General features: G+C 58.4%; 25 protein-coding genes. 10 read left to right on the forward strand and 15 right to left on the reverse strand.

Going from position 1 to position 18,673, the window contains the following annotated elements:
• Position 1: 1 nt before the first annotated feature.
• The 14 genes from V5F23_RS20445 to V5F23_RS20510 form a co-directional block, all read right to left on the reverse strand.
• Positions 2–997, reverse strand: coding sequence for a major capsid protein (locus tag V5F23_RS20445; protein ID WP_338496348.1), 996 nt, complete (start codon positions 995–997; stop codon positions 2–4).
• Positions 998–1,058: 61 nt separating this feature from the next.
• Positions 1,059–1,268, reverse strand: a complete 210-nt coding sequence (locus V5F23_RS20450; RefSeq protein WP_338496350.1) for a hypothetical protein — start codon at positions 1,266–1,268, stop codon at positions 1,059–1,061.
• A 46-nt stretch (positions 1,269–1,314) separates the two neighbouring features.
• Complete coding sequence (locus V5F23_RS20455) at positions 1,315–1,659, reverse strand: head decoration protein (RefSeq protein WP_338496351.1); 345 nt, start codon at positions 1,657–1,659, stop codon at positions 1,315–1,317.
• Positions 1,656–2,810, reverse strand: a complete 1,155-nt coding sequence (locus V5F23_RS20460) for a head maturation protease, ClpP-related (RefSeq protein WP_338496353.1) — start codon at positions 2,808–2,810, stop codon at positions 1,656–1,658. Before V5F23_RS20460 ends, V5F23_RS20455 begins: the two co-directional genes overlap by 4 nt.
• Positions 2,807–4,288, reverse strand: coding sequence for a phage portal protein (locus tag V5F23_RS20465; RefSeq protein ID WP_338496354.1), 1,482 nt, complete (start codon positions 4,286–4,288; stop codon positions 2,807–2,809). The genes V5F23_RS20460 and V5F23_RS20465 overlap by 4 nt, the downstream gene beginning before the upstream one ends.
• On the reverse strand, positions 4,288–4,494 hold the full coding sequence (locus V5F23_RS20470; RefSeq protein WP_014339651.1) for a hypothetical protein: 207 nt from the start codon (positions 4,492–4,494) through the stop codon (positions 4,288–4,290). Before V5F23_RS20470 ends, V5F23_RS20465 begins: the two co-directional genes overlap by 1 nt.
• A 1-nt stretch (position 4,495) precedes the next feature.
• Entirely contained in the window at positions 4,496–6,508 is a 2,013-nt protein-coding gene (locus tag V5F23_RS20475) for a phage terminase large subunit family protein (RefSeq protein WP_338496358.1), read from the reverse strand.
• A gap of 4 nt (positions 6,509–6,512) precedes the next feature.
• Entirely contained in the window at positions 6,513–7,115 is a 603-nt protein-coding gene (locus V5F23_RS20480) for a terminase small subunit (RefSeq protein ID WP_338496360.1), read from the reverse strand.
• A 147-nt stretch (positions 7,116–7,262) separates the two neighbouring features.
• The gene (locus V5F23_RS20485) at positions 7,263–7,607 is read right to left on the reverse strand and encodes a phage holin family protein (protein ID WP_271901848.1); all 345 of its coding nucleotides are present in this window, start codon (positions 7,605–7,607) and stop codon (positions 7,263–7,265) included.
• 512 nt (positions 7,608–8,119) lie between these two features.
• On the reverse strand, positions 8,120–8,479 hold the full coding sequence (locus V5F23_RS20490) for a hypothetical protein (protein WP_338496363.1): 360 nt from the start codon (positions 8,477–8,479) through the stop codon (positions 8,120–8,122).
• Positions 8,472–10,691, reverse strand: a complete 2,220-nt coding sequence (locus tag V5F23_RS20495; RefSeq protein WP_338496364.1) for a VapE domain-containing protein — start codon at positions 10,689–10,691, stop codon at positions 8,472–8,474. The genes V5F23_RS20490 and V5F23_RS20495 overlap by 8 nt, the downstream gene beginning before the upstream one ends.
• Entirely contained in the window at positions 10,681–10,908 is a 228-nt protein-coding gene (locus V5F23_RS20500; RefSeq protein WP_072394137.1) for a TraR/DksA family transcriptional regulator, read from the reverse strand. Before V5F23_RS20500 ends, V5F23_RS20495 begins: the two co-directional genes overlap by 11 nt.
• Complete coding sequence (locus V5F23_RS20505; RefSeq protein WP_338496366.1) at positions 10,901–11,419, reverse strand: phage regulatory CII family protein; 519 nt, start codon at positions 11,417–11,419, stop codon at positions 10,901–10,903. Before V5F23_RS20505 ends, V5F23_RS20500 begins: the two co-directional genes overlap by 8 nt.
• Before the next feature lie 332 nt (positions 11,420–11,751).
• Positions 11,752–11,982, reverse strand: a complete 231-nt coding sequence (locus V5F23_RS20510) for a hypothetical protein (protein ID WP_338496369.1) — start codon at positions 11,980–11,982, stop codon at positions 11,752–11,754.
• A 98-nt stretch (positions 11,983–12,080) separates the two neighbouring features.
• Here V5F23_RS20510 and V5F23_RS20515 point away from each other — a divergent pair, with 98 nt between their 5' ends.
• Positions 12,081–12,728 (forward strand): S24 family peptidase, encoded by a 648-nt coding sequence (locus V5F23_RS20515; protein WP_338496372.1) that lies wholly within the window; start codon positions 12,081–12,083, stop codon positions 12,726–12,728.
• Between the two features lie 44 nt (positions 12,729–12,772).
• Here the strand turns inward: V5F23_RS20515 and V5F23_RS20520 are convergent, their stop codons facing one another.
• Entirely contained in the window at positions 12,773–14,086 is a 1,314-nt protein-coding gene (locus V5F23_RS20520; protein WP_338496375.1) for a hypothetical protein, read from the reverse strand.
• Between the two features lie 367 nt (positions 14,087–14,453).
• Here V5F23_RS20520 and V5F23_RS20525 point away from each other — a divergent pair, with 367 nt between their 5' ends.
• From V5F23_RS20525 to V5F23_RS20565, 9 genes are read left to right on the forward strand one after another with little or no spacing between them, the layout of a single operon-like run.
• The gene (locus V5F23_RS20525; RefSeq protein ID WP_338496378.1) at positions 14,454–15,038 is read left to right on the forward strand and encodes a hypothetical protein; all 585 of its coding nucleotides are present in this window, start codon (positions 14,454–14,456) and stop codon (positions 15,036–15,038) included.
• 9 nt (positions 15,039–15,047) lie between these two features.
• Positions 15,048–15,332: a phage antirepressor KilAC domain-containing protein gene (locus V5F23_RS20530; protein ID WP_079305132.1), complete on the forward strand. Its 285-nt coding sequence runs from the start codon at positions 15,048–15,050 to the stop codon at positions 15,330–15,332.
• Positions 15,319–15,498 carry a hypothetical protein gene (locus tag V5F23_RS20535; RefSeq protein ID WP_337349358.1) on the forward strand — a complete coding sequence of 60 codons (180 nt, stop codon included), beginning with the start codon at positions 15,319–15,321 and terminating at the stop codon, positions 15,496–15,498. Before V5F23_RS20530 ends, V5F23_RS20535 begins: the two co-directional genes overlap by 14 nt.
• Entirely contained in the window at positions 15,491–15,820 is a 330-nt protein-coding gene (locus tag V5F23_RS20540) for a pyocin activator PrtN family protein (RefSeq protein WP_123351314.1), read from the forward strand. The genes V5F23_RS20535 and V5F23_RS20540 overlap by 8 nt, the downstream gene beginning before the upstream one ends.
• Positions 15,821–15,863: 43 nt before the next feature.
• Positions 15,864–16,280 (forward strand): hypothetical protein, encoded by a 417-nt coding sequence (locus tag V5F23_RS20545; protein ID WP_338496384.1) that lies wholly within the window; start codon positions 15,864–15,866, stop codon positions 16,278–16,280.
• Positions 16,277–16,498 carry a hypothetical protein gene (locus tag V5F23_RS20550; protein WP_106271161.1) on the forward strand — a complete coding sequence of 74 codons (222 nt, stop codon included), beginning with the start codon at positions 16,277–16,279 and terminating at the stop codon, positions 16,496–16,498. The genes V5F23_RS20545 and V5F23_RS20550 overlap by 4 nt, the downstream gene beginning before the upstream one ends.
• On the forward strand, positions 16,495–17,037 hold the full coding sequence (locus tag V5F23_RS20555; protein ID WP_338496386.1) for a phosphohydrolase: 543 nt from the start codon (positions 16,495–16,497) through the stop codon (positions 17,035–17,037). The genes V5F23_RS20550 and V5F23_RS20555 overlap by 4 nt, the downstream gene beginning before the upstream one ends.
• The gene (locus tag V5F23_RS20560) at positions 17,034–17,618 is read left to right on the forward strand and encodes a hypothetical protein (RefSeq protein ID WP_338496388.1); all 585 of its coding nucleotides are present in this window, start codon (positions 17,034–17,036) and stop codon (positions 17,616–17,618) included. Before V5F23_RS20555 ends, V5F23_RS20560 begins: the two co-directional genes overlap by 4 nt.
• Entirely contained in the window at positions 17,519–18,667 is a 1,149-nt protein-coding gene (locus tag V5F23_RS20565) for a tyrosine-type recombinase/integrase (protein ID WP_338498972.1), read from the forward strand. Before V5F23_RS20560 ends, V5F23_RS20565 begins: the two co-directional genes overlap by 100 nt.
• The last annotated feature ends 6 nt before the right edge of the window (positions 18,668–18,673 follow it).

Here is an 18,673-nt window from a genome sequence, read left to right on the forward strand (position 1 = left end):
ATCAGAGTTCCAGCAGGATCTGCGCACGGGGCCGAGTGCACAGGTGCAGCGGGTTGGATTGCGCTTCGCCGGCCACACCCTTGTTGAACGGCAATGGCTCCAGCTTGCTGTAGTACGGAATGCCCTGGGTATTGACCGTTTCCATGTAGTCAGCCGGAGCGAACACCGAGATGTACAGGTCCGGCACACCTTCAGGGACCAGCAGCGCCTTGTCGTCGTGGACGAAGGCCACACCGGCTACCTTGCCACGGTAGCGCTCCCAGACGATGCCGCCGAACTCGAAACTCTCCCGAGCGTCACCGCGCAATGCCGCCGCTTGCTGAGTGGCGATGTAGGTTTCCTTGACCGACTTGTGAACGATCAGCTTGTTCCAGAAGTTCTTGCCACAAAAGGCGCGGGAGCCGGTGCTGGTGACGCTGCCCAGCGCGTCCTCCTGCATGTCCAACGCCTCCCCGCACTTAACGCGCAGTTCGGTGCTTGGGTCGTTCAATCCCATGGACAGTTTTTGTCGGGACACTCCGAAGGCGGCGTACAGGTCCAACAGAGGTGTCGAACCGTCGGCATCCAGAACCAAGCCGTTGAGCGCGCCCATGCGCTGGAATTCGTGTGTAGCGTCCAGCTGCCGGCGCGCTTTTGCCAGCCGGGTGTTCACCACGTCCTGTACTGCTTGCAACTCAGTGCGGGTGCCGAACGCCCGGATGCCCTGGATCTCGTCGGCCTTGATGGTGAAGCGTTCCGGCAGGTGCACGGTGTTGAAAGGAATCATCTTGCGTTTGCTGGCACCGACGACTAGACCCGAAGTACCGCGCTCACCTGCCGGCACCAGCGCCAGGGTGTCGCCATCCTTCTCGATTTGCACTGTCAGGGTAGCAACACCCTCTTCTTGAAACAGGCCGAGACTGCTGATGCGGCCCGGCAAATAGGGTTGTTCGTTGATTGCTGCGGTGAGCGCCGGTACGGCAAACGCTTCATCGTCAAAAATGGCGATATGGGCCATGGGTACACTCCAGAAATGAAAAAACCCGCCGGAGCGGGTTCAAAAAAGATTGTTTGTAGATCTATCCCTGACGCAGAACTCGAATTGCATTGCCGATCCCCTCGGCATTCAGGTCCAGTGTTTCCAAGGCAGTCGTGATGTTGTCCGCAACGTCCAATGAACCTCTATCAGCGACCCAGTTGGAAAGTTCTTCAACGGCAGCGCCAATTGCACTCTGATTGATCAGCAATAACTCCAGGGCGCTGGCTAGGGCTTCGTTGTGGTCTGGCATAGAAATCGTCCTTAGTAGGAGTTTCTCTCATGCTAGTTCAACCACTTTAACGAACGATCAAAAAATGCGCGGCGAGGGCCCTTTCCGCGTCGGGATCCAGGCCGGTCAGATGGACTTCGCTCACCTCCGCCAAACGCACCACAGCACGGGCTCGACGTACCACGTCGGATTCGCCAAGCGGGCCGAAAAGGATACCCACGGCGGTTTGCGTGCCGTCTTCGGCTGCCGGGTCGTAAGGGGCGAACTCGCCAGTGGCAGTGATCAGCCCGAGTACTTGCCCTGGATTCAATGCTGGGCCTGCCGCGACGTTGATCGATTCACGCGAGATGTTCCCGGCACCCTCGGACAGAAGGAATTCACCGGCATGCATCGGTTCCAGTTTGATGGTCATGGTCTTGCTCCTTTCGAGGTATTAGCGCTACCTGACTGCGCCGCCTGACGGGCTGCCCAGATAGAGGTGGGGTCGGGTTGTTTGGCCTGGGCCTTCGGGGCCGGGTCTGCGTTGAGCGGTAGGCTGTTGTCGATCTCGAAGCCTTTGCCGCTGCCCACCAGCTTGTCGAACAGACGCGCTCGCACCGAGGAGGCATCCAAACCGGCCGCGACATACTCGGCGCTGAACTCAGGCAGCCGTGCGGCAACGCACAGATCGTTTACGGCTTTTGCGCGAGCCAAACCCGCTAGGACGATGGTCTCGCTTTCCAGCTTGGTCGAGTTGAGCAGCGGCTCGATCAGGTTGCTGATGCCATCCGCCGTACAACGCTGGGTGATCATCAGGGCCAGCTTGGCCGAGTGCACCACCGGAGGTTCATCTGGCGGTTCGGAAGGATCAGGCTCGTTATCCGACTCAGGCGGTTCATCAAGCTGGGCGAGCAATTCAGCCGGGGCATGCTGGTATCGCTGCAGCACCGCGCCCTGTCCCAGGCACGCCTTGACCTTCACCCCGTCACCCACCTCATCGGCCAGCCCCAGGTCCACCGCTTCGTTGGCGGTCAACCAGGTTTCAGCCGCCACCAGACGCCGAAGCTCGGCCTCGTCGATCTCTGGCGCCTTGGCCTTGTAGGCCGCGATGATGGCCTCCATGGTTTGGTCCAGGACGTCGGCCACCTTGCGGAAGTCTTCGGCGTCCCCTGCCGCATAGGTCCATGGGTTATGGATCATCAGCATGGCGTTGGAGGCGATGACCACGCGGTGCGCACCGCAGACCGCGACACTGGCCGCGCTGGCTGCCAGGGCATCGACACGGCCGGTGCAACGCTCGCCCAGGCGGGACAACGCGTTGTGCATCGCCAGACCATCGAACAAATCGCCACCGATGCTATTGAATGCCGCGATCACCGGCGATACGCCGTCATCCATGGCGCGCAGATCCTGCACGAACTGATTGGCGGTGATGCCCCAGGTGCCGATCTCGCCGTAGACAAACACCTCGATAACCCGCTCCTCGGCTTCGCCGCTCTCCTGCATGGCGTACCAGGTCTTGTCCTGGACGTTCACCCGCTGGCCGGCTCTGTTGTAGATGCGCGGAAGCGCTGGTTTGCTCATGATTGCTCCTTGTCGTCAGTAACCTCGACGGCTTCGTGCGTGTTGTAGTTGAGGCCCAGAGCCTGGGCTCTGGCGTTGTCAGCTGCGTTTTCTGCATCGACGGTTTCGGCGTCATAACCGGTACGGGTGACCATTTCGCTGCGTGAGGCGAAGCCGGCTTGCACTTCCATCCGGCGAGCCTGCACATCTTGAACGGGCTGGATGTAGGCCCAGCCTTGCGGTACCCAGCGTGTGCGCAGGTATTCGCGGCGCCGTTTGGCGTAGTCGTCCAGCACCAAGGCACCGGATAGGAACGCCATGTCCATCCAGGCGGCACGGATCGGGCGGCAGAGCTGATGCACATACACACCGAATTGCAGTTGTTCCAGGCGGCGCCGGAACTCGTTCAACACGACGCGCAACGCACGGTCATTCACTTCGCGCATGTCACCGGTGAGGATCTCGTATGGCGTGCCAGTACCGGCCGCTGCAGCCATCAGTTGTTGGCGCATGAAGTCGGGATAGTTATTGCCCGCGTCCGGCGGCTTGGAGAATTCAACCTCTTCACCGGGCCCCAGCTCCTGCATGGTGCCCGGTTCCAGCGCGACCATGGGCGTAAAGCCGTCACGGTCGAAGCTCAGAGGCTCACCGGTGACGGGATCCCTGGGCACGGGGCCGGAGTCCGGTGCCGGGCGGCTGATGAATCCGGCGAACAGGTTTGCAACCTCCTGCCGGAACAGCACTGCGTCGTCATAGTTATCCAGGCTACGCAGGCGTTTCAGTACAGGAGACAGACGCGGTACGCCGCGCAATTGCCCCGGTTCTACCGGTTCGAAGATGTGCAGTACCTGCGACGCCGGAACCCGTACCAACTGGTTGTAACCAGCGTTCAGCGATACGCCGTCGCGGGGGTGCGACAGGTACATCCAGTAGGCCACCCGCTTGCCCTCCGGATTGAACTCGATGCCAGCACGAATGGCGTTGCCGGTGCGCGTGGTCTCGAATTTGTCGTGGGGCACGAACTCCGGCGCGAGGATCTGCACCTGAAGCGGCACAGCCAGTCCCTCGTCCAGGCGGCGTGGTCGCAAGCGGACAAAGCATTCGCCGGAAGTCTCAACGGTGCGAGCGACCAGCGCCTGCTGCCCGTAGAAGTCGGTGTGCTCATCGGCGTCCGAATCGTCCACCCAGTCATCCCATAGCAGCTGCAGCAGCTTGCGAAGCGAGTTGTCTTCGGTGTTCGGCCTGGGCGTGATGCCCGTGCCGATCAAGTTGCTGACGCGTTTGTCGATGACGTTGAAGGCATACGGGTCGTTGCGCACCGCCGCCCGTGACCGGCCGCGCAGATTGCGCAGTGCCGGTGTGTTGATACTGTTGATTCCGTTGTCGGGTGCATCCCAGCCAGTAGATCGGCGACCCTCTCCGGCGCCTTCGTAACTGGCCTTGATGTTCGACGGCAACAAGAATCCGCTACGGCTGAGCGTCGGATAATGTCGGGCCATCAGACTCCTTTGCCTCCGTGATAAAGCCGGACTACGCGGGAGCGCGGCCCGGCCGAATTGACCAGAGAGGTGCGGATCTCGTCGCGAGCCTTGATCAGCTCGTCGACGGTGCGGTACTCCACGGTGCGGTCGGTGTAGCGCACGACTTTCTCACCGCGAGCGATGGCCGCCTCAACCGCGTCGAGGTGCTTTTGTGTAAAGGACATATCAGCGTCTCTTCAGATAGCCGCTGGTGGAACTGCGGCGTTGAGGGGATGGTGCAGCGGGTCGTGGTTGAGCCGCTTGAGCGACAGGTTGTGGTGCTGGTTGTGGCATGGCCGCCGGAACAGGTTGAGTGACTCGTTCGCCCTGCACAGGCTTGATCCCCAGCGCGTCATCGAACAACCCAGACTGCGCCAGGGCCTGGCGGACCCGCTCCCAGTCGTGCTCCTTGTAGCGGTTGATGCCCACGTAATGCGCCATGGCAAGGCAGTACACCATCAGGTCAAGGGCTTCGTTGCGCTCGGCCTTGCCCTTGACCCATTCAATGCGCTTGTGACCCCGTACGTAACGCGCGACCTTACGTTCAGCTACGCACTGCGCGAAGAAGTCGTCCGGCAGGTCGTTGGCAAAGTGCAACGATCCCGGCCCGTCTGGGAACGAGTAACGATTGTAGATCCAGTCCTTCGCGGTATCGGTGCCGACAAACCACAGTTCAGCGCCGTTGCGTTCTGTCTGGCCCTTCCATGTCACGTCCACCATTGACGGCCGCTGGGCAATCACCGGTTTGCCTGGCTTGCTCGCGCCCTTGATGGCGAACACGTTTCGCCAGCGGCGCACGCGGCAGAACTGATAGACCTCGTCGGTGTGATGACCGCCGGAGTCGACAGCCGTTGCCAGAATCCCCAGACCAACACCACACGGATGCCGGTACTTGGCCTTGAGCAATTCGTCCAGCGCCGCCCAAGTGCGATCATCTGCCGGGTCGCCCGAGACGATCTGGTAGTCAATGACCCAGCGCTCCATGCCGACGCCCCACCCCATCGCCATGAACTCCAGGCGGTTGGCCTGGACGTCAACGGCGCCGGTGATCATGAGCACGCCGGCCGGCATCGAGCCGAGGGTGAAGTTTTCCAGGCGTGCCCGGTGCTTCAGGGTATCGGCCTTGGTTTGCTCCTGTGCGCTGTCCCAGACCTTCGCCAAACGGGTGTTGTAGAACACCTGCATCGGTTCAAGGTCGCCCTTGGCCTGGGCTTTTTTGGCCTTCTCGAACTGCTTGGCGAGGGACTTCCAGTCCATCCAGCCAAGCGGCGAATACAAGGCGTTAAGGGTAAACCCCACCGTCTCGCCGTCACCCTCGGCATGGGCGCGCCATTCGCCTTTGGCGAGCATCTCGGCCTTGTGGTACTCCTCGATCAACACGTCACAATCAGGGCCGGCGCACTGGTAGTGCACCACGCTGAAGTCCCGCGAGTAGTGCAGGCGCTCCCACTCCAGAGTCTGCATGTGCCCGCAGGTGGGGCACGGCACGTAGTAGTGACGTTGGTCGCTACCCTCGAACAAGTCGGAGATCCGCGAGGCACCTTTGATGGTTGGCGAACTGGAGAAGTAGAACTTCGCATTGCGACCGAACGTACTGCCCCGCGTTTCCGCCAGCTCGATGGGGTCGCCCTCCTCGCCAATGTCCACTTCCCAGCGGTCGATCTCATCGCCGTAAACGTAGCGCGCCGACAGCTCCGAAAGGTTGGCCGCCGAGCCGGCTGTGGTGACATACAGCGAACCACCTTCGAACTCCTTGGTGTCCATGGTGTTGCGCGAGTCTCGCGAGCGGCTGGAGGCCACTCGTTCGCGCAGAACAGGCGTAGCCTTGATGGTCTTGCCAATCCGTGAGGAGACACGCTTCGCCAAGCCCAGACTCGGCAGCAACGTCAGGATGTTCGACGGCGCCATGTGGATCAGGCCGCCGATCCAGTTCAAGGCGATCTGGGTTTTCATCAACTGCGAGGCGACCATGGTCACCACACGTTTGCATGGGTGAGCCGGCGAAAGGCATCGCATTGGCTCGCGGGCGTACGGTGTACGTGACGTGCGGTACTGGCCGGGCTCGGCGGCGCCGGTGTCACGCGGGATGCGCATGTATTCGTCGGCCCATACATCAATCCAGACATCCGGGTCGGGACGCAGCCCACGGAAATATGCCTCGCGGTACACCTCTGCACCGTCAGGGAATTCCGTGGGCATAGGCTCAACTCGTATTCAGGGCGTGTTCAAGGTCCGCCGAGGAAAGGCGCTCCGCGTCCTCCAGCGTGCGGCGTAAGGCCGCCGTCAGGTGCTTTTCGATTTCCCAGGGGTCGGTCATGACCGCCAGCTCCGGCGCCAGCTGTGGCGGCATGCCAAACAGCTGATCGCGAAGGAGGCGCCCAGCGTTGTAGGCGCCTAATTGCACGGCGGGTAACGCGACCAACGATCCTTTGGCTTTGTGCAGCTCGATTTCCGCGAGCTGAGCTAAGTTGTGCTCACGCAGTGCACGGGCTTTCTGGAAATCGGGGAGCTGCCCCGCAGGTGTGTTCGCGGGCGGCGGCGCAGCCGTGCAAGTCGGCTCAACCGAGGTTGAAAGCTGGCCGTACACATCACGCTGAATCCGGTCCTGCTGGTGACGCTCGGCGACGGCGGCTTTGCTCGGGTCGGCGGTGTCGCGAATCAACGCTTCGCTGGCCTGAACATCGACTTGTTTGCCGTCGGCACTGAGCACCAGCCGGTTGTTGTTTTTCAACCAGGTGATGTAACTCGGTGCCCTGCCGATCCGGGCCGCGAAGGCGCTCTTCGACAGGTACTGTGGTTCTGTCATGAGCCCTCCTTTCAACGGCTTTTCAATGCGAACCTTTCAATTTCAACGGGTTGAATTTCAGTAAGCTGGCAACCCTGCCGCTAACGCTTTCCCGCGGGTTTGCGACCCCGTGCCCTCTGAATGCTCCCAGGGTCCCCGGCGCCAAAATCACCCCTGCCCACCGCCAGTCGGCGGTGCTTCTGCTACACCGAGCCGCTTGGCGGCCCAGCGTTCGTAAAGCCCGATGGCTACATCGGCACCGGCCATCGCCGTGATGCTGCCCAGGCTCCCTGCCGTCCAGAGCGACATGCCGGCGGCGATCATCAGCATCATTGCCGACACCCCGCAGACAACGCAGGCACCGGACCGCAGCGCCAGGCGTCTCAACAACACCCAGCCCCGCGCCCCATCCTTGTCCGCCCGCCACATCTCCCCCGATACGCCACCGACCAAGGCCAGGAGAATCACTAACCAGATCGGCATCTCTGCCAGTGCTTGCTGCTCGTTCGTCATTACCCCGCCCCTTAAACGCAAAAACCCGGCGCAAGGGCCGGGTTTGGTGTGTGGTGTCGGCCGCTTTATGCGGTCGCACCTATCGAAGATGAGTACTTTTTACAGGTCGATTCCGGTGGCAGCAAGCCTGTTTTAATGCCACCCGGTGAATGTCTGGTGAACGCCTAGGCAATGTCGGCGAATATCTTTATTTCGGCTTCCAGCGCCTGCGGCGCTGTCCTGCCTGTCCCACTACCTTAGATCGAAGTGGGACAGCTACAGGCTCCTAGAATCGGGGCCTGCCCCACTGTCCTACTTAATTTTCTCTTCTCTCACGTAAAGAGAAAAAGCTAAGAGCACGCGTGCGCGCCCTGGGCGCGTATACGTTCCCGCTACGCTCACACATGGGCGGGACGTGCGGGAAGGTTGGACAGTTGGACAGCTCAACAACAACGCGGCCCGCGATTGTCCAACTGCATCAAACAACAGTGGGACAAGGCGAGCCGGTAGGACAGCGAAGGACGCAGGCAGGATCAAGCAGCGATCCCCATCAGCAGCCAATAGATGCACAGGTGTGCGTCATGCAGACGCTGGTAGTAGGTGTCGCGCCCGCAGCCGCAGTGGGCATACTTCAAGCGCATGTCCGAGTCCTGGTTGCAGTAGTGCTCTCGCACGATTTGCACATGCAGGGGGTCGAGATGCTTGGTCACGATCAGCTCGATATCTAGCGAACCCTCCAAGGGTGCCCGGAACGCACGCCGGCCTCGAATCAACTGCCCATTGCTCTCCATCATCATGGCGACCATGTTTCCACCGGCGAGCCCGCCGGCACTCATGCCGCAATGCAGATCCTCTGCCCATTTGCGCAGCCGCGCATCGATCTCCTTAATCATCGAAACAAGGCTCCTCGACCGGTTGCTGTTCCAGGTTCGATCCCCCGCCCCAATTCTCCGGCTTCTTGTAGGCCCAAGGCCTGATGCCGCTTTTGCGCAGAGCTGGTTGCCGGACCTTGCGCCAACCCAACCGGTGCATGATCGCCCCGACCCGCATCTGTTCCGGTTTGCCCCAGTGACCGAAGTCCAGTTTCAAAGCCCCCTGCAGAATGTCGGTGCCGGTCGCGGTCTCGCCAATTTGAGACTCCTCGAGCCAATCCAGAATCGGGCCTTCCCACTCATCCACCACAAAGCGCTCTTCCTGGGCCTCGGCGAACAACGGCGCCTCCTCCCGGTTGACCCACCAGATATCGCCGGACTGATAGCAAAACATCGCCTCGGCCCACAGCTGGTCGCGGATCTCGCGCAGTTGCTCCAGATCGACCTTGGTACAAGCCACCGGCCAATAGCGCCGGTTCCCGGTGGCATCCTTCAGGTATTCATCCTGGTTCGTCGTACCCACGAAAACACACTGGCGTGGCACGTCCATCGTTCTGCGGCCATAGCTCTCGCGGTAGGTGTCGGTCGAGGCCGAGAAGAACTGCTTCGCCTTGGTGGACTCGGCCTTGTTGAAGCTGTCCAGTTCCCCCAGCTCAACGATCCACTTGCCGCGAATGGCCTGGAACCCATCCTTGTCGCCCAGGGCGAAGGGGGTATCCATAAACCAGTCACCACCCAACACCGACATAGCCGTGGATTTACCAGCGCCCTGCGCGCCTTCGAGGATCATCACCGAGTCAGCCTTGCAGCCAGGCTGCATCACCCGGCCGACCGCCGAGACCATCCAGCGCTTACCGACCTTGGAGCTGTAGTCGGTAGGGGCTACGCCCATGATGTCTGTCAACCAGGTATCGAGCCGTGGCACTCGGTCCCATTCCAGGCCATTGAGGTAATTGCGTACTGGATGAAATGCATTGTCATGAGCAACAACACTCACCGCCTCGATCACGCTGCTGGCCTTGACCCGCAAGTTGTACTGCTGGGCGAGCCACTTCATCACCAGCATGTCATCAATGTCAGCCCAATCACCGACGCCACCGCCATACGGGGCAGCACGCAACTTAACGATCTTGGAGCTGAAAGCACTGAAGCCGATCACACCGGCCCAGCGCTCATCGTTGCTCAGGATCAGCTCTACGTTTTGCATGTGAGCGATCAACATGCCGTTTTCGGTCCGGGCCAGCCAGTCTTTCCAGCCACCTGCTGCAGGAGGCTTGACCACCGCCAGCACCTGACGGCGGACAGCTTCCAAGCCTTCAGCGCAATGAAGGTCGTTGAAGTCAGTCCATTTGTCTTCCCGCTCGACGGTAAAGATCGGCGCGACCACCTGACCACCCACCACCAATGCCGCGTTGCTTGCCTTTTCCTCACCCGGGTTCCAGGGCTCACCGTTCGGACGCTTGGTTCTCCAGTCGTCATCGCGACAGATGATGATTGGACGCCCCGGGAACCGCTCGCGCATTACCTTGGAGACCATCATGAGGTTGCCCGCATCAAAGGCAACGGCGACCGTCAATGAGGTCGCCATGTGCAGGCTTGCACCTGTGGCGTAGCCCTCACACACCAGCACTGGCTCGCCCGGCTCAGGGTGCGGACCAATGAGGTGGAAGGCGCCTTCCTTCGCCATCCCATAGGGCCAGTAAGACTTGTCGCGACCAGTGTCCTCTTGCTTCTCGGGAAATATCACTTGTAACCCGACGATCTGGTCCCGAGCGTTTTGCATGGGCACCAAAACCGCGCCGGAGCGCGGGGCATAACGAACGCCGAGGCCCACGATCTGCTTTCGATCCAGATAGGCGCTACGGCCTTTCTCGGGCATTCGCTTGAATAAGCCTGAAGCACGGTTAGCCGCTCGACGGGCAGCGTTGGCAGCCTTCTCGGCGGCCTTTCGCTTGGCTTCCTCCTGACGAGCGCGCATGACTTCACGCTCTTCAGGAGTCATCCGACCGGGCTTTACTTTGATCTTTTGTGTTTCCCCTGTACGCCAGTCACCGAACGAACCGAAGATCAGGGTTTCGCCTTTCTCGGTGCGGTGTTCATGCAGAACGTACCAGCCGTTTTTCTCCTTGCCCTTATCCAGGGCGGTCTTGCATCGAGTCAGCTTGCCGTAATGCAGTGGCTGCGCGGGCTCCAGACCAAAGTCCGCAAATTGATTCAACACGTCATCGAGCATGACGTGCCTCCCGCATCTCATCAATGGACTGACAGGTCACACATTGTGTGCAGCCCTGCTGGGCCAAGCGCCGCGCCTCGGGGATCGGATCGTCACAGCTTTCACAAAACAACAACGAATGCCCAGGCAACGCCGGTTTGAATGCACTGCGAGCAGCGAGCGCCTGATCGATGCGCTCCTGCACCAAGTCATTGGCGAAATCAGCAATGTCAGCCACGGCTGTCACCCCGCGTTGTCTGGTTGACGTACGTGGCGCGGTTGAACAAGCCCAGCAGCCCCTGGATACCTCTAAACACCTGCAGGCGGATCGCGGCCAGCTCATGATCGCTGACCACCCCATCGCCGATACTTTTGGCCCAGGTATCGGCCAGATCGGCCACCTGCCGGAAATACTCGGCGAGGCCGATGGTCAGGGTTTCCGGCATGTCAGTGGTATACACCTCAGACAGCTCGTGCCAGATCGTATCGCCGACCAAGGCATGCACCGCGTCCAGGATGCGCCTGTCCTTCGTCAGTTCGAGGATCTCGGCAAACTCTTGGATGTTCACTGAGTGACTGGGGTGCGTGGGGGACAGTTTGTGCTGCAGCGTGGTGGAGTTTCTGCCGGTGGTGGCGGCAATTGCAGCGGCACCGCCCGGATAGTCCCGTGCGGCATGGTAAAGCGCCAGATCGAGCGGCAGGACTTCCCGCTGTGCTCGTTCGACGCAACTCAAAGCGATTCGGCTCATGGCATTAATCCTTGAAAGTTGCCAGTGCCGCGCGACATGCAGTGGTGATACATTTGCCGCGTGGCTTGAAAGGGCCTAAACGCCGGATAGATCTTCGGGATCAACACCGGCACCGTGCCGGGGCGAACAATCCATTGCTCACCCTTGGCGCAACAGCTGCCCAATCTGTGGTGGAAAAGGCAGCAACACCAAGGCTTCCGAGCCTTGGGAAAGCGCGATGAAGAGAGGTGGTTTGCATGTGGTGTGCCCGCCTACCTTTATCGCGACCCGACAGCGCTGTGGTGGTGCGTGTCGGGAGGAACTGGGCGGCCGTTGGGTCGCCTTTTTTCTAGCTAAGCAGCTTTGGACGCAGTCGTTTCGGTGATGCCAAAATGCTCCAGCACTTCGGCAAGGGAGACGCAGCCTTCGCTTTCGCGGGTCAAAGACTTGATCAGCGAGACGCTGGGATCTTTGCTCGCGTACTTGACGTGTAGCCTTAAATAGCTCACCGCTATGCTGCATCGCGCTGCATAAGCCATGAGCTCCTCGGGATCCAAATTGTTGATGTAATCGCGCAGATTCATGTGTGATACCTCCCGCCCCAAATTTAACCATTCAGGTTAATTTTTTCAACACCTTTTTGGACATTCACCGGAAAGGTTAAAAAAGTCAAACTCCCGGCATGAAAATTTCCGACACGCGCCTGCAGAATTTCCGAAGAGTCTTGGCTGAGAAAAAACTCCGCTTGACCGACATCGCTGACCTTTTGGGCAAAGCACCGGCTCAAGTGAGCGCGTTCGGGGGGAAAAACCCCACGAAAGGTATTGGTGATCAGATTGCCCGGGAAATAGAGCAGGCATTAAGTCTTCACACCGGTTATCTAGACATGCCTTTTGGAATAGGCGAATTCAATAATGCAACCGTATTGAGTCACACTGGACGTAAATTGCCTGTGATTGGATCTATCGCCGCCGGGGCATGGTGTGAGTCGGATATAGTTTTCGATCCGCGTGATGCGGAGGAATGGATCGATGCCCCCGGACCTGTCGGGCCTCGAGCTTTCATACTTCGCGTCGAAGGAATGAGCATGGAGCCGAAATTCGTCGAGGGCGATAAAATAGTCATCGATCCCTCTCTAGAAGCTTTACCTGGTCATTTCGTTGCCGCAAAAAGAACCAGAGATCAAGCGGCAACACTCAAGCAATTGAAGCAAGAAGGGAATGAGCAGTATCTCTATGCGCTAAACCCTGACTGGCCGGAACGAATCATAAAAATGACCGAAGAATGGACCATCTGTGGAAGAGCAAGATGGAAAATATCAGACCTATAGATATCCGAGCCCAGATCAATAGATCCGAACTCAGACTGATAGTTTTATGCCGCATCCGGAGATTGGCTTCCTAGATCATCTATTTGCTCAGGATCATCAACATACTCTTTTAAGCCTACTTCAGTCAAAGCTGCATTCAACTCCCCAAGCTCAACTTGCTTATTATCCTTCAAAGCAGATATTACAGCACCCACTACAAAGCTGTATTTGATTTGATCATTTGTTCCACACGCTCGAATTAAGTCAAGGACTTGTTGTTTGGTAAAATGCTTCGCAAACCTGATAACAGTGTGACCAAATTCATTTGCCATAGCAAAAGAAGGCGAGATAGCGAATAGCTCGGCCACCCTCTCCCCGACGACATCATTGTATAAGGTTGTTTTTGAGTGATTAATTTCCGAACGATTAGCTTTCATAACACGGCTTTTCGCAGATGCCTCTAAGCCTTCAAGTGCCAACAGGGGGATTAACTGGTCAAAATTACCGGTAGGCAACTCTTCAACGTAGGCAGAAATTCTCTGCTGCTGATCCTCATCAAGCATAACCCATGCGTCGTCTAACAAGGTAAGCAGCGTGAGAACGTTATCGAGATTCCCTGCATCTAAAGCACGAACAACTGGAGAAAGCTTTTCCGCCATTGTTTGGTCATATACGACCTTATGCATCGTTTCGATCGCTTTAAGCGCGGTTGAAACTTGCAGTTCTTCTTTAAGTGTTAAACCTGCGAAAAATTTCTTTAAAAGAACCACAATGAAACTAGTCACGAGAGCCGAGCGCGCCTTTAGCAAGGGGCCATTTCTAAACGCAACGACAGCCTTCTCTGTATCGGCGGGAAAATAGCCCGAGTCAACTTCCTTGAGCAACAAGGCAAGCGCGTACTTTCCTTGAGCAGGTGGATACTGAAGCAAATACTCAACTGCCGATCTCATATGTACCCTCGCGAGTTCGGCTGGAGGGTTAAAAATTTCACTATCTACGGTCATCGAAGGATGAGCGCACCTATTACGATCCTGTTGTAGCCTATCTAAATCTGTAAACTCAACATGCGATATCAGTTGAAATTTGTCTCTAGCATTAGTTAGCAGCTCTCGTTCGAATTTCAAAGAGGCAGAAATATCATTCGCCACGCGCGCCGCTTCGAAGGCCTGTATTACTCCCTCAGCTTGCTTATCACCTGCCAAGGATAACTCCTTGTATTTATCGATGATATCAAAAGCCACGGCAATCCAAGTCGAAACAATCGATGAGCGGAATGCACCAGATTTATAGCAGGCTACAGCCTCGCGAATATAGCTCTTGGCCTTTTCGTCCCGGCATTTCAAAACTAGTTCATCTAAATCGGAAAGAGGCGACGCCATCAGAAAACTCCCTGTACGTGGACGCTGGAAATCTAGAGTAAAGCTATTGCTTTGCCACCATTCTGTCCATCAGAAAGTCGAAATGGGCGTCACCCAAGATATAAAAATCACCCACAAGGTAAAAATATTTTTGACAAGTTAACCTTTGTGGTTAACTATCAGCTCACTCTTCCACCACAGAGCGAGTCTAAACCATGCACACCACAGCATCCCTTCACATCCATCCGGCCGTTGCCGACCTAGCCCGCATCTTCGAAGTAAGGCGTCTCGCCCGTATCTACGGCTGCACCTTCATCCCGTCTAAACCCAGGCAACAGGCCCGTACCGCACCGGCTTCCTTCGACCCAACCGACGGAGGTCGGGCGGCATGAGCAAATTCAAGATCGACAATCGTACGCTGACGTTGCTCTGCGCCCAGGTGAACCTGAGCGGCACTTTCGACCACATCTTACGGTCAACGCCTCGGCGCGTTGTGCTGGCATTCCAGTTGAAGGTTGAACGTAACAAGGCGGACAGCACCTTCACCGTTGAGCTGGGCTCAGAGCGACACACGCTTACCCTGCCCAACACTAAGAAAACTCACTTGAAGCTGGCCGACTTCATTGAGGAAATCGCTAACGGCCCTATTGACCAGACTCGCGCCCCCCACTCTGCACGCCATTCTGAACGCGAGTACGGCGCTTTCAGCCCCCTGCAGCGCGAACAAGTTTTCATGCTGGTCGGCACGGGTGGGTTTATCGATCTGGATCTGGGTTTTGAACTGCCGATCCGGCTCGCCGTGCATCGGACGCGGACACGCCCGGGCATCACGGTAGTCATGAGCATCGGCGTCAAAAGTCCACGCACTAAGTGCTTTACCGTATACGGCACCGACTTAGAGATGTACGAGAAGGTTTGCGAATCCATCAACCACTTGGCTGTGCTGGCGACACCTGCAGCACACGCGGCATAGGGGAATGACATGGAGCGCAACCTCGAAAAGACCGCCAAGCACTTCGGCCTGACCCGCCCCGCCCTGATCAAACTCATGCGTGAGAAGGGCCTGCTTACCGACCGCAACCTGCCGGCGTTCCCCGTTCGTGACCGAGAATACCTGCGGATCAAGGACAGCAATTGGTACCACGACACGCTGGGCATGCAGTACAGCCAATCGACACGAGTTCGGCAGGCCGGTATCCCATGGCTGGCGGAACAACTGGGCCTCGACCTTCCTGCCATCCCGGCAGACAACCGTGACGTGGCCTAGGGAATACGCCCGCCAGATCATCGCCCTACGCACCCGAGAGGAGCGCAACGCCGCGCTCCTTGAGGTGCCGGAGCACCTGCGCGAGCTGACCAAACGCCATTGCCTGAATGCCTGGAATCACCCGGCCCGAAACAAACGCATGGAGAACCCAAAGCCTCATGACTAGCCAGCCTCAAAACCCGCTGCGCCTGATGCCAGCACCGGAGACGGCCACCGTCGAGCTGCTGTATCGCACCTTCGGCGACGTGCTTATCCCCCTCGAAAAGCTGCGCGTGCAGTACTTCCGCAACCTCAACGAGCAGTCTTTTGCAGCCGAAATCACCAGCGGCCGCATTCAACTGCCCGTGACCACACTGGACAGCAGCCGCAAGGCACCGAAGTACGCGCATATCCGCCACGTCGCGGCACTGATCGACATCCAGGCCTACAAGGCCGACGAAGTCCACGCGAAGGCCCAGGCCGACGCAACCGAAGAAGCCCAACCGTAACGGCTGCCACCACCAGCCACCCACACCAACAGGAGCACACCACATGACTGCAATTCAAATCTGCGCATTGATCGGCCTGATAGTCGGCGCGGCCCTCATCTACTGGACCGGCTACCGAGGCGGGCTCATTGACGGCCGCGCCGAAGGGATCGAAGAGGGTACGAATGACGAGCGCGTCGCCAACGCGAAAACCATTCGTGGGCTGGAGGCATCCCTCCAATTCATCCGCGCCGATCACCAGCACCTCGCAGCCCATGCGAAGCGGCTGAGAAAAAGCCAAGCCTTCGGCCCTCAGGAGCGCCAAACGCTTATGCAGATCGCCGAAAAACTGAGGCTGGCCTCTGACACCTTCCGCGCCATGAGCTCGAAAGCACAGGCACAGCAGGCGCTCGACCTGCGCGAGAAAGCACTGGGCATGGCCGCTCTGCTGGATCAGATTAAAGTGGAGGACGCAGCATGAGCCGTCATAGCCCGATGCTACGCCTTTCACCTCAAGACGCTGGCGTGCTGTACCAGCAACACGCCAAAGCCACCGCCGAACTGCGCGAAGTGACTCGATTCCGCAAAGAGTTTGACCGGCAACTGTCGCTTCTCATTGGCTATGACGCCTTGCGCAAGTTGCACAAGGACACCCAGAACGCCCTGCTGCTCGCCGACCTAGTCAAGGAGGCAGCATGAACTGGATCCTTACGCATACCGGCAAACGCTTTGACCTGTTCGAGCCGGACGTCGACATGATCGACCCACGAGACATTGCGCACTCGCTCGCTCATTTGTGCCGCTTCAACGGCCACACCCGCGAGTTCTACAGCGTGGCCCAGCACTGTTGCTTGGTTGCGGATCTGGTGCCGGCCGAGCACAAGCTCGCCGCCCTGCTCCACGACGCGACCGAAGCCTACATCGGCGACATGGTGCGGCCGCTCAAACAGTGGATGCACGCCTACCAGGACGTCGAGACATGGATCTGGGAACGCATTTGCACCCGCTTCAGCATCGATCAGGATCTGCCGGCATCCGTCACCCAAGCCGACCTGATCGCCCTGGCCACCGAACGCCGCGACCTGATGCCACCCGACCCGGCCACCTGGGATTGCCTTGTCGGCATAGAACCCGCGCCCGAACGCATCCGGCCGTGGTCACCCACCGAAGCCCGGCTCACCTACCACCAGCGCCTGATGGACCAACTCGCTATCGAACACCGGAGGAAAGCGGCATGAAGCAGGAACAGAACGCCCCTCAAACCCAGTCCGCTTTGCTCCGCAGCGCCAGTTGGGTCAACGCGCCTGTAAATAACAGCCTCTGCTGCGCAGCAGCAGGCATTACTGCTTCTTTCCAAGCCACTGCCGAGCCACTTATACCCCACGAAAGGCTGCGCCGGGCAGAAGCATCTGAAGCCACGCTGATAGCTCAGAACCGCCAGCCCGCGCAGCCTGCCTTGGGGTATACGCACTTCGACACCGCAGCGGATCCGCCACCGCTGCAGTACCAAGTGGACAAGATTCCCGAGGAAAAAATGGCCGAGTTGGTCGGTACGACCCGCCGAGCATTGCAGGGCAAACGCGCCAGAGGGGTCATCCCTAAAGGCGTCTGGAACACCATCGACAACCGCATCTATTACAGCATCAGGAGATATGAGGCATGGCTCGAAAGCCAATGGGATTGCCCACCGGAGTTGAATTTGTCGGCCAGTCCGTCAGGATTCGCTTCACCTGGAACGGGCAACGCCGTTGCGAAACCCTCCCCTATCCCCAGACACCGAAAGGCATTAAAGCGGCATCCGATCTACGCGCTAACGTAACCAGCCTGATCAAGCATGGTGTTCTCGACGACCAACGCTATGCCGAGCTGTTTCCCAACTCCACTTATGCTACCTACTCGGCTACTCCCCGCTTTGGGGAGTATGCCCAGGAGTGGTTAAACAGTCGGGAGGTGGTAGCAGGCACACGCAAGAACTATCGAGCGTCCCTCAATTTGTACTGGATGCCCCACTTGGCTCTGTTGCCCATGGACGGTATCACCTCAGTGCTATTGCGCAAAATTGTAGCCAACACTGAATGGCAATCGCCGGGCGTTAAGCGCTCGGCGATCCAGCGATTGACTACGGTGTTCACCACCGCCGTCAAAGACGGCCTAATCAATCGCAACCCGGTCGAGTCCATTGAGCTTCCCGTGAAAACGAAAAAGCCCATCGACCCTTTCACGGTGGCTGAGGCCAACGCCATCATTGAGCACCTCTATAACACGCTGACTCATTCGATGCGGATCTATGCGGCTTACTTCGAATTCGCCTTCTACACCGGAATGCGCCCTAGCGAGATAGCAGCCCTGCGCTGGGACGAAGTGGACAAGAAGAAACGCTTAGCCAATGTGTGCCGGATCGTCGCGGACTATAAGATCGAGGAGCGCACCAAAACCCGAAATGAACGGCAAGTCATGCTCAACAGCCGGGCGATGCATGCCATTGCGGTCGCGGAGCAAATCGCGGAACAACGTGCGAAACAGAGCCGTAGGAAGCAGGCGAAGTCGCCCTATGTGTTTCCACCCACAAAGAATTTTGAGTTCATCCAGCAGTCCAGCGTCACCGACAAGCACTTCCAGGCGGCGCTGACCGAATTGGAGATTCGCGCCCGCCGGCAATACAACTGCCGTCACACATACGCTACCATGTGCCTCATGGCGGGTATGAACCCTGCATTTATTGCCACTCAGCTGGGTCACAGCGTTCAGATGTTGCTCTCGACCTACGCCCGATGGATCAACTCCAGTACCGACTGGGGCGAACTCGGGAAACTCGAAAACAGCCTGATTGGTACAAAATTGGTACAGACAGAACAAGTACCCTCCTGAAACCCT

The sequence above is a fragment of the Pseudomonas sp. WP18 genome, assembly GCF_036689585.1.
Classification (GTDB): Bacteria; Pseudomonadota; Gammaproteobacteria; order Pseudomonadales; family Pseudomonadaceae; genus Aquipseudomonas; species Aquipseudomonas chlororaphis_E.